General features: G+C 50.4%; 18 protein-coding genes. 14 read left to right on the top strand and 4 right to left on the bottom strand.

Annotated features, from left to right (window positions below; genetic code table 11):
* Nucleotides 1-92 precede the first annotated feature (92 nt).
* Nucleotides 93-812: a hypothetical protein gene (locus CWM58_RS10180; RefSeq protein ID WP_100680863.1), complete on the bottom strand. Its 720-nt coding sequence runs from the start codon at nucleotides 810-812 to the stop codon at nucleotides 93-95.
* Nucleotides 813-937: 125 nt separating this feature from the next.
* On the opposite strand from CWM58_RS10180, the gene CWM58_RS10175 reads away from it, so the two are divergent.
* From CWM58_RS10175 to CWM58_RS10110, 14 genes are all read left to right on the top strand, one after another.
* Nucleotides 938-1,171 carry a helix-turn-helix transcriptional regulator gene (locus CWM58_RS10175; RefSeq protein ID WP_049010718.1) on the top strand — a complete coding sequence of 78 codons (234 nt, stop codon included), beginning with the start codon at nucleotides 938-940 and terminating at the stop codon, nucleotides 1,169-1,171.
* 218 nt (nucleotides 1,172-1,389) lie between these two features.
* Entirely contained in the window at nucleotides 1,390-2,553 is a 1,164-nt protein-coding gene (locus tag CWM58_RS10170) for a hypothetical protein (protein ID WP_227520708.1), read from the top strand.
* 606 nt (nucleotides 2,554-3,159) lie between these two features.
* Nucleotides 3,160-3,888 (top strand): DUF3944 domain-containing protein, encoded by a 729-nt coding sequence (locus tag CWM58_RS10165; protein ID WP_045901450.1) that lies wholly within the window; start codon nucleotides 3,160-3,162, stop codon nucleotides 3,886-3,888.
* Between the two features lie 59 nt (nucleotides 3,889-3,947).
* The gene (locus tag CWM58_RS10160) at nucleotides 3,948-4,625 is read left to right on the top strand and encodes a helix-turn-helix transcriptional regulator (RefSeq protein WP_045901451.1); all 678 of its coding nucleotides are present in this window, start codon (nucleotides 3,948-3,950) and stop codon (nucleotides 4,623-4,625) included.
* Nucleotides 4,626-4,732: 107 nt separating this feature from the next.
* Nucleotides 4,733-5,143: a hypothetical protein gene (locus CWM58_RS10155; protein ID WP_100680878.1), complete on the top strand. Its 411-nt coding sequence runs from the start codon at nucleotides 4,733-4,735 to the stop codon at nucleotides 5,141-5,143.
* Between the two features lie 54 nt (nucleotides 5,144-5,197).
* Nucleotides 5,198-5,557 (top strand): hypothetical protein, encoded by a 360-nt coding sequence (locus CWM58_RS10150; RefSeq protein WP_045901454.1) that lies wholly within the window; start codon nucleotides 5,198-5,200, stop codon nucleotides 5,555-5,557.
* Nucleotides 5,558-5,637: 80 nt separating this feature from the next.
* A complete protein-coding gene (locus CWM58_RS10145; protein ID WP_045901457.1) occupies nucleotides 5,638-5,850 on the top strand; it encodes a hypothetical protein in 213 nt (70 codons plus the stop codon).
* Nucleotides 5,851-5,960: 110 nt separating this feature from the next.
* A complete protein-coding gene (locus CWM58_RS10140; protein WP_100680862.1) occupies nucleotides 5,961-6,782 on the top strand; it encodes a DUF932 domain-containing protein in 822 nt (273 codons plus the stop codon).
* Between the two features lie 79 nt (nucleotides 6,783-6,861).
* Nucleotides 6,862-7,341: an antirestriction protein gene (locus CWM58_RS10135; protein ID WP_100680861.1), complete on the top strand. Its 480-nt coding sequence runs from the start codon at nucleotides 6,862-6,864 to the stop codon at nucleotides 7,339-7,341.
* Between the two features lie 10 nt (nucleotides 7,342-7,351).
* Nucleotides 7,352-7,585 carry a hypothetical protein gene (locus CWM58_RS10130; RefSeq protein WP_045901462.1) on the top strand — a complete coding sequence of 78 codons (234 nt, stop codon included), beginning with the start codon at nucleotides 7,352-7,354 and terminating at the stop codon, nucleotides 7,583-7,585.
* Nucleotides 7,582-8,064, top strand: a complete 483-nt coding sequence (radC, locus tag CWM58_RS10125; protein ID WP_045901464.1) for a RadC family protein — start codon at nucleotides 7,582-7,584, stop codon at nucleotides 8,062-8,064. Before CWM58_RS10130 ends, radC begins: the two co-directional genes overlap by 4 nt.
* Nucleotides 8,065-8,077: 13 nt before the next feature.
* Nucleotides 8,078-8,299: a DUF987 domain-containing protein gene (locus CWM58_RS10120; protein ID WP_040198493.1), complete on the top strand. Its 222-nt coding sequence runs from the start codon at nucleotides 8,078-8,080 to the stop codon at nucleotides 8,297-8,299.
* Nucleotides 8,300-8,321: 22 nt separating this feature from the next.
* Nucleotides 8,322-8,681 (top strand): type IV toxin-antitoxin system YeeU family antitoxin, encoded by a 360-nt coding sequence (locus CWM58_RS10115; protein ID WP_045901468.1) that lies wholly within the window; start codon nucleotides 8,322-8,324, stop codon nucleotides 8,679-8,681.
* 38 nt (nucleotides 8,682-8,719) lie between these two features.
* Nucleotides 8,720-9,094 (top strand): TA system toxin CbtA family protein, encoded by a 375-nt coding sequence (locus tag CWM58_RS10110; protein ID WP_045901470.1) that lies wholly within the window; start codon nucleotides 8,720-8,722, stop codon nucleotides 9,092-9,094.
* A gap of 412 nt (nucleotides 9,095-9,506) precedes the next feature.
* Here CWM58_RS10110 and CWM58_RS10100 read toward each other — a convergent pair whose 3' ends face one another.
* Genes CWM58_RS10100 through CWM58_RS10090 form a run of 3 tightly spaced genes read right to left on the bottom strand, consistent with a single transcriptional unit; the run spans nucleotide 9,507 to nucleotide 15,169 of the window.
* The gene (locus CWM58_RS10100; protein WP_227520707.1) at nucleotides 9,507-12,248 is read right to left on the bottom strand and encodes an AAA family ATPase; all 2,742 of its coding nucleotides are present in this window, start codon (nucleotides 12,246-12,248) and stop codon (nucleotides 9,507-9,509) included.
* Nucleotides 12,241-12,786 carry a hypothetical protein gene (locus CWM58_RS10095; protein WP_045901472.1) on the bottom strand — a complete coding sequence of 182 codons (546 nt, stop codon included), beginning with the start codon at nucleotides 12,784-12,786 and terminating at the stop codon, nucleotides 12,241-12,243. The genes CWM58_RS10100 and CWM58_RS10095 overlap by 8 nt, the downstream gene beginning before the upstream one ends.
* Nucleotides 12,779-15,169 carry an ABC-three component system protein gene (locus CWM58_RS10090; RefSeq protein WP_045901474.1) on the bottom strand — a complete coding sequence of 797 codons (2,391 nt, stop codon included), beginning with the start codon at nucleotides 15,167-15,169 and terminating at the stop codon, nucleotides 12,779-12,781. Before CWM58_RS10090 ends, CWM58_RS10095 begins: the two co-directional genes overlap by 8 nt.
* Nucleotides 15,170-15,404 lie beyond the last annotated feature (235 nt).

Here is a 15,404-nt window from a genome sequence, read left to right as displayed (position 1 = left end):
AGCGAGTCGCTCATAGGCGGATATTCACCGGTTTCGGCTGTTTAAATGTACTCCTTCACCACTATGCCCCTCCATATGCCCATAAAGAAAAATCAATCCACGCGTTTATTTTTCATGTTCTTTTGTAAAGAACTCTCCAATACATTTCGTAAATCATCATATCTCTTACACCATGTTAATATGGCATTATAAAGATTATCTGTTTTCAACTTTATTTTGTTGTTGTTAACAAAAACCTCAAGCTGTCCTACAACAGCGCCAATGGCTGCGGCTTTAGTTTTCCATCCTTCTGCTGGGCAGTTTACTTTAAGTAACCGTTTCAACTCATCCCGTGCGGGCGCTAAAGCCGTGGCGGTAGCCTCCCCTCCCTTCTTTCCATGATCTTGCTTTTTCTTTAACGCCAATTCAGCAGTCTCTACACGGTCAGCGTATAGCCCAGCCCCCTGCCAGACTCCACCACAACCAGCTGCTCTTGCCATAAATAGTAATCCTTCCCCCCGTTGCCCAGAGGAATAACAATGCTGCCCCCAGTGGTAAAAGAAGGATGCAATGGCAAGATACGTTCCAAACTTTCCTTTCCATTGTGCAGAAAAATAAGCATCGTCAATCATGCCTTCAAAATTATCATCCATGATTTGGCCGCCATCCTCCTTGAATCTATTAATTTTTTCTTTTGCTTTACTCTCGCACCAGTTACGGAGTTCATTGTAACTACTGACATCATCATAACTACCGCTGAAGCACGACATAAAACGCTCAGCTTCCTTCTTTACTGAATCAAAAATGCCATCCAGAGCACTATCGTCTGTCATATCAACCTCCCTTAAAAACGTTATATTCCCCAGTTTTTTTTACTTTTGGTACATATCTGGACCCCATTTTGCCCTATCGGTAAAGTTAGCCCCATCCATACAGGGCCAACAAGGAACAAATCGATATGAACACTCAACACATTAAAATCCTTCGTATGTCTAGCGTTGTCAACAAGATAGGTGTAGCCCGTTCTACCATCTACGACTGGATTAACCCCAAGTCACCACGATATGACGCCACATTCCCTAAACAACGTCGCCTGGGCATGCAATCTGTCGGCTGGCTTGAGTCTGAACTGGATGAGTGGTTGCTGAAACGTCATCTGGCATCATCAACTACTATTGCCGAACGACCATAAATGCAGCGTTATCTGCTGTCCACTTATCAATAACACGTGATAAACAAGAGTATTAATAATAAATTAATTATTAAATAGCTAGTGTATTTCAGCCTCATTTGAGACAAACACATCTTAATTACTAACGATGTATTAAAAATACTATAAATCATAATCATGATTAGTGAGTAGCTCTTTATTTATCATGCAACATGATTGACTGTGATAAGAGTCTTATTATGGCTATTTGTAAAAGAAATAACTGTACGCTCTCAATTGGTGAATTACCTGATGAGCGTAAATTCCGCTTATGTTCTGTACATTATCAGGGTAAGCTTTCTAATGCAGCTAAAAGAGCGCAAAGGTGGAATCTGACGTGTCAGTACCCGCCCTGTGGTATTAGCCTGTCTGGTACTCGCAATCAACGGTATTGTTGTATTGGGCATCGTAATAAAGATAGAAGGCTCATAGATGACGATGCCATTGTCAGTCTGGTAAAACATTCTTACTGGATCAACGTAGAGTCCAAGCTAAAGAATAATCCCCTCGGGCTGGGAAGTATCACCAGCCCTGATGACATTGCTGATCTCATCCGGTTGTACCAGCGCAAAGCAGACTACCAGAAAGCTTACAATACTCTAAATGGGCAAAGGGTTATTGATTCACAGGGGCAGGTTATTAAACGCCTGATACCCTGGCTGGAGCTGGAGTTATGTCACATATATCCGAATTCCAAAGGGGGGGCCAATACAGCGGATAACATCATTATTGCCCCTGCGTTGATTAACAGGATGATGAAGGACACTATTCCCGTGAGCAAAACCCGAGGAACGTTCAGCGGCATAAAAGCGGCAGGTTCTCCCCTGCCTGTAAAATCGACGTTATTAAAGGCGCTCACGATGCAATATGGTCAGGATGAAATACAGGAAGCGCTAGCCTCTGTAAAACATGTGACCTTTGCAGATCTGAGTGTACCACGCAGGCTGTTTGGTACGGACATTTATGCTTACCCACCATTACTGAAACTTTTAAACGATCAGGCAATGCGCTTGGGTCTCTGGCGTTTGAGGGAGTCCATTAATTCTATTGAAAGCAGTCACTGGTTGTCTGCAGGTCCTGCAAATGAGTTATTTGCTGCTGCTGCTTTTCATGCCATGTTAAATGGGGATAAGGATGACTTAATTGAGGTATTTTCAAGTCTGCACGAAGACATAATTGAACGAGCTAGGAATAAAGAAAAATTAAACCATGATTATTATCAAAACATTCTGGAGCGGTATGTATCCCGTTATTTCCAAATAGACTTACACAATCAGGAGTCATGTATTTTACTTTACAATTCATTTTTCACAGTGCCGCCTTTGGACAAACATGGGGTTTTAATCATACCACATCACTTCTAATGGTAAGTGGCGTACTAGCATCTGGCACCTTACCTGGGACAGCTAAAGTCAGCTAAATCCGGCTTTCTTTCAACTGAAAAATGGACAAAACCGACCTAATGTTAACGCAAAGAGGTCAGATTTAACATATTAGAAAGGTGGCATCATCATACACTTTGCCACCTTTCCTATTACGTTCCAAACGGATACCTTCCTGAAGCCTTACTCAGCAAGACCTCTCTTTTATACTTCAATCACTTCTCCACAAATAAACTATAGTACTAAAATTAAAATTGTCGTTAGCCATCAAAGTGGAAGGCATCGATTACCAAACACTACGAAACAACACGCAGCAAAAGAAACAAATGTAAGCTCATTAATATTTGGGAAATATATAATCCCCCTAAAGCAGCAAAAAAAAACAAACTCACTAGCCATTATCGTTATATTGATAACACTCAGGCACGATGAAAATCTTTATAGCTGTTTGGTTCCTCCCATATTTTTCCAGCCACACCCTGTCCGTATATCTTTCTATAGAGCATATATTAACCATTTCTGACGACACATCCGTGCAATAGCCCCTTTTACAGTGTGACCTCACATCACACTGACTGAGGATAGATAATGGCTGTCTACCGTAATGATCCTGATTTGAATCTGCTGGGCCAATGCAGCAATGAAGAACTGCAATTGCTGATTTCCATCCTGACCACTGACCCACGAGACGGCGACACTCGTTGGACAGAGAGTCTTACCGGAACCCCGGAGTTTCGTCTGCTGGCACCAGACCATCGCCGCTACTGGCAACTGATAGCCGCTGAGCTTCAGCGTTACGGCGCGAATACCCTGGCGAGTCTGGTCCGGCTTGGGCAAGGCGTGACCTATCGGGAAATTCTCGTTGATGTCTGTGACAAGCTTGATGTGAATTACAACCAGAAAAGTACTACCGAAACCATTGAGCTTGCTCTGTTGATGAAGGTTCTGGAAAAAAGCTTGGATCAGATGTCACCAGAAGAGCTGGCTGCTTTCTCCCACAATATGCATCTGGATCTGACAACCCCCACGCCACAACTTATTCTTATCGCCGTTCAGGCCGCCATCCGGACTTCCTCGCTGGCTGCGCTCGAGCTGGCAACGATGTTGTCTGCTAGTGTCATCACCTCCCTGGGCGGCATTGCCACTTGGGGAACTGTTGTGGTCGCTTCACGTGCTCTTTTCGTTCTGGTTGGTCCTCTTGCCATCGCCCTGAGTTCAGCGTGGATGATTTCCGACATCGCCGGTCCGGCTTATCGGGTCACGATACCCGCATGCATCATCGTGTCCTGGCTGAGACAGCAGCACCTTTCCCGTTAACATCTTTTTACTTAACCACCAGCCCGACAGGGCTGCTATTTGCGCAGGAAGCATCCCTCATGTCTGAACAGGAACAACGCTATGACCGCCTGGCAAGCCGTCTCGCCATACTGGTCAGCCGCCTCTTTATGGGAGAAACGCTCAGTGTCAGGCAACTTGCTCAGGAGTTTGGCGTCTCTGAGCGTACCGTGCAGCGCGACCTGCGTGAACGCCTGCGCTATATCGACACGGAATATTCCGGGGGTAATTTTCGCTTGCGGGATGCACGGGGCCCCTTTCGCACTAACTGCGACATTATCCGCTTTGCCCAGATAACCCAGGTGGCACATTACTTTCCGGCACTTGACCCTAAATTGTTGTCGGTCTTGCTCGACAGCGGCCAAGACTCCCCCTGCATTATCTGGAATACGCCACCCCGTCAGGCTCCGGCGTTGTTTGGCGGTTTTCAGGTCATTATCCAGGCCATCATCAGCAGTCGCCGCATTCATTTTCTGCACCACGGACACCATCAGTCCGCCGTTGCCCCTTACCGGCTTATCTGTCTGGAAGGCGAGTGGTACCTGACGGCAATAACTGGCGAGCGGATTCAGGTATTTACCCTTTCAGCCATCACCGATGTGGTTATGACCATCGGGGGCTTCACCAGAAGCAATCATATCCGGCGAATTTTTGAAGACCCGCGATTTATTCAGGCCCTGCCGCATTTTCAGTACATCAGCAGGCTCATCCGGGAATGAACCCGCATGTTCATTCGTCAGCACCGCAGTTTTACTAACAGAAGGAGTTCGTCTTGAAAAATGTATCACTCAGCATCCTGGTATTGGCTGGCAGTCTACTGCCGGTTATGGCGCTGGCATCTGGCAGTCAGGGGACCTGGACCCGGGGTTGGGGACAGGGTGTATCAGAGTTTGTTATCAAAGGAAAAGGTCAGTCACAACTGTCTCTGAGTTGCGAGGATTATGGCTCGCAACCGGCCACGGTCATATTTACTGACGCAAGCGGACATCAGGTCAGTATGGATGAAGATAAAAGCCTTCAGGTCAGTATCGATGGTGGGGCACTTATTGATATCAGCGAATCTGGCAGTCGCGTGGGCGGTAATAACCTGGCGCTGGCCTGGGCTCAGTTACGTAATGGCAAACAGGTCTCAGTGACAGGAGACGGTGTTAAGCCTGCCACATTCACGCTGGCAGGTGCGGCTATGGTACTACCGGCATTCGGGACACACGGCTGCGTGGGTAAAGATGCACTCTAGCCTGTATCTGAATTTAACGGCTGTTGATGACGTTATTTTTATAAGGAACAGATTATGAAATTTAAATATATGCTGGTATCCGCACTGCTTGCATTGTCAGCCCGGGCGCTGGCAGAGCCAGCGCCGCCCATCAAAGTGGAGAGCAGTAATCAGGTTCATCCTGCCGGAACACGCTATGTCACGGTCGTAGTCACCTCGCTGGATGACAGTATCAAAGTTGAAAAGATAGATGTGAACCGGGGTAACTGTCGTATTGATAACCAGAAGTACCTATATTCCAGCAATAAGGAAACTATTCTGCCCGCCACCTTGCGTTACGGGGAGTCCGTCAAAGTAAATTTTTATAATAACTGCGTTGCTTCAGAAGTCGTCGTCACTACTGATAAGGGGGGATGGCGTTACACCTACCACTGAGCCACTTTCCTGTATCAGCTTCCTCAAAGAAATCTTCACTCCACCAGAGGGCTGCCGCCAGGCAGCCCGGAGCAAACCCTATGACCTTTCTGAAAATGCTGGTGACGGCCCTGAACCAGGCACTGACCTGGTGCGGCGGACATCAGGCCCGGCAGTTTATTGAAATTCGCCTGCGTCAGGCAGGCTACGATGACAGCAGTATTGATACAGCCCGGGAAGCGGTCACGTTGCTGGTCACTGCACTTATCACCGCCCTGATGGCGCAGATACTGAAGATTCTGGATACGCTGTAGTCCTGTCCGCCATATCCCTCCCACTGTGAATAACATATCTGCCCCTGCCTCCTCACGGAGCAGGGGCTTTTGCTTTTAAGCCTTCAGATTAATCAGATGAGGAATCAACTATGCGATTAGCCAGCCGTTTTGGTCGGGTGAACCAGATTCGCCGTGACCGTCCCTTAACCCGCGAAGAACTGATGCAGCATGTCCCCAGCGTCTTAGGGGAAAACAAGCACGACTCCAGAAGCGAAAAGTATACCTACATACCCACGATAACCCTGCTGGAGGACCTTAAGCGCGAAGGGTTCCAGCCGTTCTTTGCTTGTCAGTCACGAGTGCGCGACCAGAGTCGACGGGAACATACAAAGCATATGCTCCGGCTGCGTCGTGCCGGTCAGATAAACGGCCAGCATGTGCCAGAAATCATCATTCTGAATTCGCACGATGGCGCATCGAGTTTTCAGTTACTGCCGGGGATATTCCGAAGTGTCTGCACCAATTCGCTCATCTGCGGACAGTCGCTTGGCGAGATCCGCGTGCCACACAGGGGCGATGTTGTCGGGAAGGTGATTGAAGGGGCTTATGCGGTTCTCAGCGTCTTTGACCGGGTGGAAGAAAAACGTGACGCCATGCAGTCCCTGCAGCTCCCGTCACCCGCACAGCATGCACTGGCTAAAGCGGCGCTCACATATCGTTTTGGGGAAGAGTGCCAGCCAGTGACGGAATCGCAAATTCTTGCACCTCGCCGCTGGCAGGACGAGAGCGATGACCTGTGGACCACTTACCAGCGCATCCAGGAAAACCTGCTAAAAGGCGGGCTAAGTTGCCGTACCACGCAGGGTAAACGCACCCATACACGCACAGTAAACGGGATAGATGGCGACGTTAAGTTAAACCGTGCGCTCTGGGTGATGGCAGAGAACATGATGAACCTGTTGGGCAGGTAATCACCCGAGCCCCGCCACCGAAATCAATCTCCGGCCCGACACTTCCATTCAACATCTCCATGCATAAGGAAAAATTAACATGACCGACATTATTAATATTAACGATAATAATCAGCGACTTCTGCAGGCTGGCGATAACGGTTCTGCACCTGCTCTGACAGCCACGCTCGTAACGGACGAACAGCGTGTGGAATTCTGGCCGCAGCACTTTGGCAACATCCCGCAGTGGATAACCCTTGAACCGCAGGTCTTTGCGTGGATGGACCGGTTCTGCGCTGACTACAGCGGCGGTATCTGGAGTTTTTATTCTCTCAGCAACGGCGGGGCCTTCATGGCTCCGGAAACGGACAGCGATGCCTTCTGGTCGCTGTTTAACGCCATGAATGGCAATGCCGCAGACATGAGCGCCGAAGCTGCAGGGATTGCGGTCTGTCTTATCGCTTACAGTCATCACGCATGCCGCACAGAATGCGATGCCATGACGGAACATTACTGGCGTCTGCGTGACTATGCGCTCAATCACCCGGAATGCAACGCCATCATGTGCATTACCGACTGAGCGTCCCGCTATGCCGTATGAACTGTCTCATCTTAATGCCCTGTGGGATGCGCTGGGGAAAACAACGGTCAGGGATGAGGACGGTAACGTTGTGATTGACGAACCCTTCCTGCATTTCCCGACGGGTACCCCTCTCTTCCATATCTGGTCATGGTTTGAATCCCTGCACGACGGGTTCGTCGTTGCGGTGAAGCTGTACAACACATCCGTCCCGGATACGTCAACAGACAGGAAAAGCAAATGAATACCACCACGTGTCCCCCTGACCGCGGGGGAATATCTCCCGTCGCACAGCGCACTATCAGACGCGCACTGACCCTGCTGGAACGCCAGTTACGCGAACCCGGCGAGGCATTCACCTCTAGTCAGGCGGTCCGCGACTGGCTCCGTCTGCAGCTCACCACGCTGGAGCGTGAAGTCTTCATGGCACTCTTCCTCGATAACCAGCATCGTCTTATTGCCCATGAAACGCTCTTCACCGGCACCATCAACCATACGCAGGTACATCCCCGTGAAGTGATAAAGGCAGCACTGAAATACAACGCGGCTGCCATCGTGCTTTCACATAATCATCCGTCAGGTTATGCGGAACCTGGCCATGCCGACCGGCTGCTCACTGACCATCTGAAACAGGCACTTAAACTCGTGGATATCAGTCTGCTGGACCACCTGGTCGTGGGAGGCATGGACATCGTCTCGTTTGCCGAGCGTGGCTGGCTTTAGGGAGAGAATTACGATGAAAATCATCAGCAAACGTCAGGCAATGGCGATATACCGCCAGCATTCTGAGTCCCGGCTGTTTCGCTTCTGTACCGGGAAATATAGGTGGTCCGGCAGTATCTGCCATTACCACGGCAGGGAAGTGCAGGATATCCGGGGTGTGCTGGCCGTGTTTGCTGAACGCCGACAGGACCGCAACGGTCCGTATGTGATCCTGCGCAGCGTTACCCTGAACTGACTCACCGTTAAGGAGTACTTACATGCAGAAAGCAACTCGTGTAATCAACCATAACATCACGGAACCCTGGTGGGGCCTCAGACGCAACATCACGCCGTGTTTTGGTGCCCGGCTGGTACAGGAGGGTAACCACCTGCATTACCTTGCTGACCGCGCCAGCATTGCCGGGACATTTAATGACGCAGATTTACGCCATCTGGACCAGGCATTTCCAGTACTGATGAAGCAGATAGAGCTTATGCTGACCAGCAATGAACTCACGCCCCACATTCAGCGCTGCATCACGATCCACGCAAAAGGGCTGATATGTGAGGCCGATACGCTCGGTTCCTGTGGTTATTTGTATATCGTAATTTATCCGGCGTCTGCAACAACAGCATAAACCCCGGATGCTTTTCCTTCGTCAAAAGAGTGCAAACCATGCAAATACAATCCCTGCCCCCTCAAAGGGCAGCATCGTCACGTCTGTCATCAGTCAAAATCTGGCAAAAATTACTGGAGTATCTGCTGAAGCAACACTACGGCCTTACCCTCAACGACACACCGTTTGGCAACGACAGTGTGATCCAGAAACACATTGATGCGGGAATCTCACTGTGTGACGCTGTGAATTTTATCGTGGAAAAGTACGACCTGGTGCGTACTGACCGTCACGGCTTCAGCGTGACAGAGCAGTCTCCGTTTATCGGCAGCCTTGATATGCTCCGAGCCCGGAAGGCTACCGGGCTGATGACCCGCAAGGGATATAAAACCGTTACTGACATCACAGGTGGCAGATTCAGCGGAGGGAAATAATGACGTTAGCCCTGATCGTTGACGCCAACACCGTCAGCGATCAGCCCCTCAGGTACTAGTACAAAGACTGGCGCTTTTATCAGATTTCCATTAGTTGAAACAGATGTTCGCTAAGATGGCGGTATCCCTCGCAGAGCGAACGGATTCATTACCCGTTGACGCAGTTTGCCATGATCTTGCCAGAAGCGTTGAGATATCCATGGATTAACGCCGTACCTGCGAAACGGCTGCCGTAGTATTGAGGCACCAGGCAGATAAATATTGCGGAGCAGCTTCAGGAGGAAAAAGACATAGCTCAGGTTGCTCACGCAGGGTTCCAGATGGCGAAAGGCTATCCGCGCAAGAAAATGCGCCCGGACCGCCTGCCGGTCATTCCCCCTGCACCTCACAGGCCAGACGTTTACGCTCAGTGTTAATACTGCTCAATTTCAAAGGAGACGCCCTGACGAGGGTTACCGTTCATGGTGATAATGGTCAGCAATGCACGATCGCCTGAGAGGGCCGAGAATTTTTGTCTCAAGTGGCGCCTCAGCGGGTCGCTTGCCGTCGTCAGCACTAACCCAAGGCCCTTCTCCTGCATCGTCAGCATCCTGAAAATATCCGTCATGGCCACCCGGTTCATATCATCCAGGTGAGCGACAGGCTCATCAAGAAAGAAGGTGCCGCCAAGGGTCCTTGCTCTGGCAAGATACAGGGACAGTGCAAGATCCTGCCGCTGCCCCTGACTGAAATAATCCTGCGTAATAAGTTCATCATCCGCTTTGTCACCTGTCAGAGCCCGCCATCTCAGCTTGCCATCCTTTGCCACCTTCAGTCCGTCGTAAACTTCATTGGCATGCATTCGTGAAAACATCTCCGAAGCAGGTTCGATGAGATTCTTAAGGCTGAGGCTGGTCAGACGTTCGATTTCGGATGCTAGCTCATCACGGGCCTGCTCACCTTCCCGTTTTCTGCGTGTGTGTTCGCCTAGCCTGCGCTCAAGCGTCTCAATGCTGGTGCGAAGCGTTCCCGCGCGAGTAATAGTCCTGTGCCGATCCACGGCCGTCTGAGCCAGTGCATATAGCATCTCCAAGTGATTCAGGCGGTTCTGCATGCCTGCATGCACCTCTTCACACTGGAGCAGATTCGCTTTTGTCAGGTCTGCATCACTGATTTTTCTCCACTGAGTCTGGATGAACTGAAGCTTAGCAAGAACGGCAACAAGCTGCTCTTCTGTGGCCGTTATTTGTTGCAGGCTTTTAGAGACGTCTTCCCCAGTCTGCTTCAGCCCCATTTCGGATACCTGCTGCGCCAGCCGCGCCGTCCGGAGGGCGATGTTAGTATCATCCTTCATCTTCGCCAGCGAAGACTGCATAGACTGGCACCGGTCGTAGACGGATAATTCGACCACTGCGTCTGTATCCGTCTTTAGAAATGCTTCCGCGGCAAGTAGCCTCTCCCTGAATGCCGCATAACGTGCTGACAGGTCCAAGTGAGCGATAAACTGAGATAACTGTTCGGGTGACGATGAGGTTATTCCGCTCTCCTCAAAAAAGACAACATTGCAATGCGCCCTGAATGCCTCACTGAGCTTGCTCTCCGCTGCGGCAAGGGATGCTGAAAAGGCGTCTGCATCACGCAATAAGCCTTCCTTTTCCCTGAGCGTCTCTTCCATGCCCGCATAATCACTGCGCATTTTCTCAAGCTGCACATTCAGCGCCTGTGCTTCAGGGGAAAGCCTGTCGCGGGCAGTACTTAACGCAGTTAATAAACGTTCATTTTTAACCCAGTCATGCGTGCAGAGCGGGCAACAGCTCCCCTGTACCTGACTGACAAGCTGCAATCCCAGTGCGTGCAGTTCAGCAGTCTGATCATCCAACGCCCTGACCGAGGATGTCATCCGCTTAAGTTCATCCGCTGCCTGTTGTGCTTTAACACGTAAAGCAACCACCTCATCCCTCGACACGCGCCTGATACGAGACTGCCATTCCTCACGAGCCTGTCCTGAAACATACACGCTGCGCGCCACCTCCAGGTAGCGACTCAGTTCTTCGTGATAGCTCTGTAACGCGCCTGACGGGATACCCTTTTCAAAATAGTTTTCAAGCAGCTGCATATCTGTGAAACGGAGATTTGCGCTGACGCCCGCCTGCTGCATTATCTGAGCATAATCCTGCGCCGGAGAGCCTTGCGCAGTTATCCATTTTAGTCGCGTTTCCAGTTCCCGAACCTGACCGTCGTCACGCAGTTTTTGCTCCCCGGCACGCTGATGCTTCTGGTTGGCATCCTGCCATGCGGTGCGATGCTCAAGGATTAGGGTGCGTAACTGCTGCTCCTCTCCTGATGCATGCTCAAAGGCTTCCCACCGGGCTGACACATCAAGACAGATGGCTCCATAATTTTCCGCCTCACGTCTGTATTTCGCTATATCCGTTTGCGCACGTTGAAGGAAAGTTTCATGATTTGACCTGTCCTGCCCGGAATCCAGGCTGACTGCAAGCTGCGAAATCAGCTCAGCCGCATCTGACGCAGGTTCATTTGCTTTTTCAGCCTCATTGACGGCGCGGAGCTCTTCCCGGAGACGGTCCAGCCGCTGTGTCAGTTGGCTGACACCGGGCAGATACTGGAGATAACTGCTGATGGACTGCTGTAGCGGTATGAGATGTCCGTAACCCAGTATGTTGGCAAAGACCTGTGAACGCTGATCGGCTTGCGATTCATCCACCAGCAGGGATAAAGCATTTGAATAAAGCCACCGGCTATTGCGAAGCCAGGTCTGCTTTGTCAGGACCGACTGGGGACGGTTTTTGCCCGCACCAATTTCCTCCGGAGAGAGCAGCTTAAGAAGAGACAGATCGTTGCATTGAGTGATGACCTGTCCGTCGGACTTCTCCAGTCCCTTCAGCGAGCGCTTTAGCCGGTACTGCTGACCACTGATAATGCAGTCTGCGGCAACAAAGGTTTCTCCATCCCCCCACTTACAGGTCAGCGAACTTTCTGAAACGTCCGGTAATGTGCCCGTCAGTAACCACTCCACCGCCTGACAAAGCGTGCTTTTTCCCGTACCATTTGCGGCATAAATAACGGTCAGCCCCGTGTGAAGCGGAATAGTCACCTCTCCGGGTATGCCCCGAAACCGGCTAATCGTCACGTTTAATATCTGAAGATTATACATCGCCACTCTCCCACTGACGTCCATGGTTCAGGGCGATAGCTCGCGGAGAATTTCCTGACTCAAACTCAGCCAGAAGAGCCTGCGTGCTGCTGGTAACTCTCAGATCTTCGGTAGATAACCTCCGCTGCTCCAGTGGGGCAAGACCCAGCATGGTGACACGACCGGTGCGTTTCCACTCCCCGTTTTCCATCCACACGAAATGCTTTCTGACCAGACGGGTATTCTGCTCAATATCTGTAATCATGCCCTCAGGGACACAGTGAACTGACGGCATCGCATATATCACGCTTGCATCAATGACCCTACCCGTGCCTTCACGAGTCCGGGCCATAGCGTCCGCAATCCTTTCGCTGACGATCAATTCTCTTTGCATCTGGTCAGGTTTCGCGTTCAAAGGCCACAGCAGCATACATGCATATTCGGATTCCCAGTAAAGACTGCCTTCAGACAAACCATCAAGGTATTCTGCTGGCAGTGTTTTCCTGAAGAATCCGGCAAAGGCTGCTTTTGTTTCAAATTCAGCAATTAGACTATCCATTTTTTACCGTCCATAAATTGCTCAGATAGCGCTCAAGCTCAGCCGGATCGTCATTTCGCGTCCGGCTGAGTAGAGGATTAAGAGGGAAAAGCCAAGCTCTACGCGTAGAACGTGGCACAGCGAAGGAGTCCGCCTCCGCCGAGGGTTCAGCAATATTGGCACGGGTCAGGTCCTGTCGAATTGAACGACCGTATGAAGGCAGGTCATCTTCCACATCAGCAAACACGCTCAGATCGCAATGCTGCCCCCCATCCTGTATCCATCGGGTCAGTATGGCATCAACCTGCGTGTCACTCATTTCATCAGGCAACCATCCCATCACGGACTCAGGTGTTGTCCCCTCACTGTTCCATAAAAGATGACCAGTCACGGCATGATTACCATTCCAGCTGACGCTGGGGTGCATGGAAAGATAGCTGAGCGCTCTGATCACTTTACGCATGCCCCGGCGCTGCTGAAGAAATGTGTTCACCTGCGGATAGACATAGGACTTAGGCCCGCTCAGTGCATAATGAACAAAATAGCCGGCATAAGGAGGGTTACAGGTCACCAGCGCGTGGCGAAATGCATTCACCCCCTCCTGCACAAGGCATTGAGGGGGATCGGTGAACGGATCCAGCAGCACTCGCTGAAGCTCAAGTTGTATACCATCCTCTACCTCGTAAAAACACCCTTTGTGCCATTGCCATAGGTAACAGGATGTCGCGATAAATTCATCGCCCGCCGAATTAAGCCGAAGGCAGAACATCGCACAGGTCACGCCCTTATCCCGAATTAACAGGGCTGGTATCGGCCCGTTATCGGCGTGCAAAAGATCACTACATGCACTGGCAGGATAAATGCCGGAGGCATGACGTATGCCATCCGTAATCTCTACCTGTGACTGATGGCAGAGAATGACCCCCAGAAAACGCTTCTGACGCAGGTTCTCAAAACGACGGATTTGTGCATTAAAACGCTCCTGCGTCAGCGCACAGGATGATGAGACCAGAAGAACGTTAGGCCGCTGGCGACCGTCATCAGCAATGCTCAGAGATAGACGGTCATCAAGTACCGTGCCGGAAGAACCGGCCGGAATGTAATAATCGGTGTTCAGCACGGGCCAGAGATTGACATCATTAAAAGCTAGGCGGAGCGCGCGCCCTGCATATCTCAGCGTGTCATCGCAGTCGCAGGTTTCCAGTAAAATATAGCGGTGAATATCGCCCGCTCCGGACCTTACCCAGCACCAGCCCGCCTGATACTGAGCCCTTTCCGGGAAAAGGCCCACGCTGTCAGCACAAAGCCAGCCGTCGTTTTTCCAGGTGTTTAGCACAGTACCGGGCACGATGCCACAGCCTGCCTGTAAGATAACGGTGCCCTGACAGTCACTGATAAGCGCATCAATGGAGCACTGGTCAGCAGGGTCAAAAGCATTCGCGGGGCAGACCAGCATGATCGGATAGTTTCCGGCCACCTCGGACATTTTCTCTTTTAGGAAATCCCCCAACATACGCACAGGAAGTCTTTCGCCCGCCGGAAAAATAAATGCGTTTAACCGCCCTGCAGATAACAGGTTTTCATTTCCATAATGGGTATAAACGTTTTCCGCATGCATTGCGCGTACATCCGACGCGGTAGCGCCCTCCGGATACACTTCCCGGAAAAAATCCAGAACGCTCTTTTGAGAAAAATACACTTCACGGCGAAAATAGATGCCCATGAGGTTGTCGGACGCACGCACAAGTGGCGAGAGCGATTCACGGGTGTAAAGCTCAATATTCAGTCGCTCAAACTGCGGATGCACCATGTCATATAATGCCTGTCCAGTTTTTTCCTTAAGTAGCGGGGATTTTCTGAGCAACGCATATTTGTTCCGGACGGCAACCAGTGCTTTGAGGTAATCCGTTTTTCGGCCGATAAAATCGGCCAGCGCAGTAGGGTTTTGCTGGAAATACTGCTGTGTTTCGCCATTAACGTTATCAGAAACTACGAGAATATAGCGAAATGGCAGACCGTCAGGAGGAAGCAAATCTCTTATCAACAGACTGCGAAGGCAGATTTTTATCCACTCATCGCGAACTTCTGGCATGGTAAACGCTTTCGAACTGTAACGTTTACATTGCACGATGCCCACAATCACTCGGTTTTTCATCAGTTGAACGTCGATGCCGTTATCGGATCCATCATTTATCCGAAAGGCCGTGTCATACCAGTCCCAGGTCGCCTCAACCTTTTTCTCATCAAATAAATCCCGGACTATTAATTCGAATGCTCTGGGGTCAAGCGTGCCAAAAGGCAACTGTCCGCAGTCATGAGCATAAATATCCCGAGCGTTGTCGTGAGCCAGCGCTCTCTCCCGAACATCGTCTTCAGCGCTGTAAATGCGAATACAGTCGTCCATTCACCATCCCTCAGACAAGGTAGTCAATATTTTTTGTATCATTTTAAGACACTTTACTCCCAATTGAGTCGGGCGCAAAACCTGAGATGCTAAGAATTTCATCGCCATCAGTAACAGGTATTTACCGCACGCCATGTTTTGATGCCTGGCAGGGCTATCCCGAATGGATGAGATCCGGATTCAAAAAAACACTTGTTGCGGCCTGCTGAATCAGAGGGGAATGTACTTAAGCGTT

The organism is Klebsiella sp. H-Nf2 (assembly GCF_002806645.1).
Taxonomy (GTDB): domain Bacteria; phylum Pseudomonadota; class Gammaproteobacteria; order Enterobacterales; family Enterobacteriaceae; genus Klebsiella; species Klebsiella variicola.
Note: the sequence above shows the minus strand (reverse complement) of the source record. Positions and strands in the feature narration are given on the sequence as shown.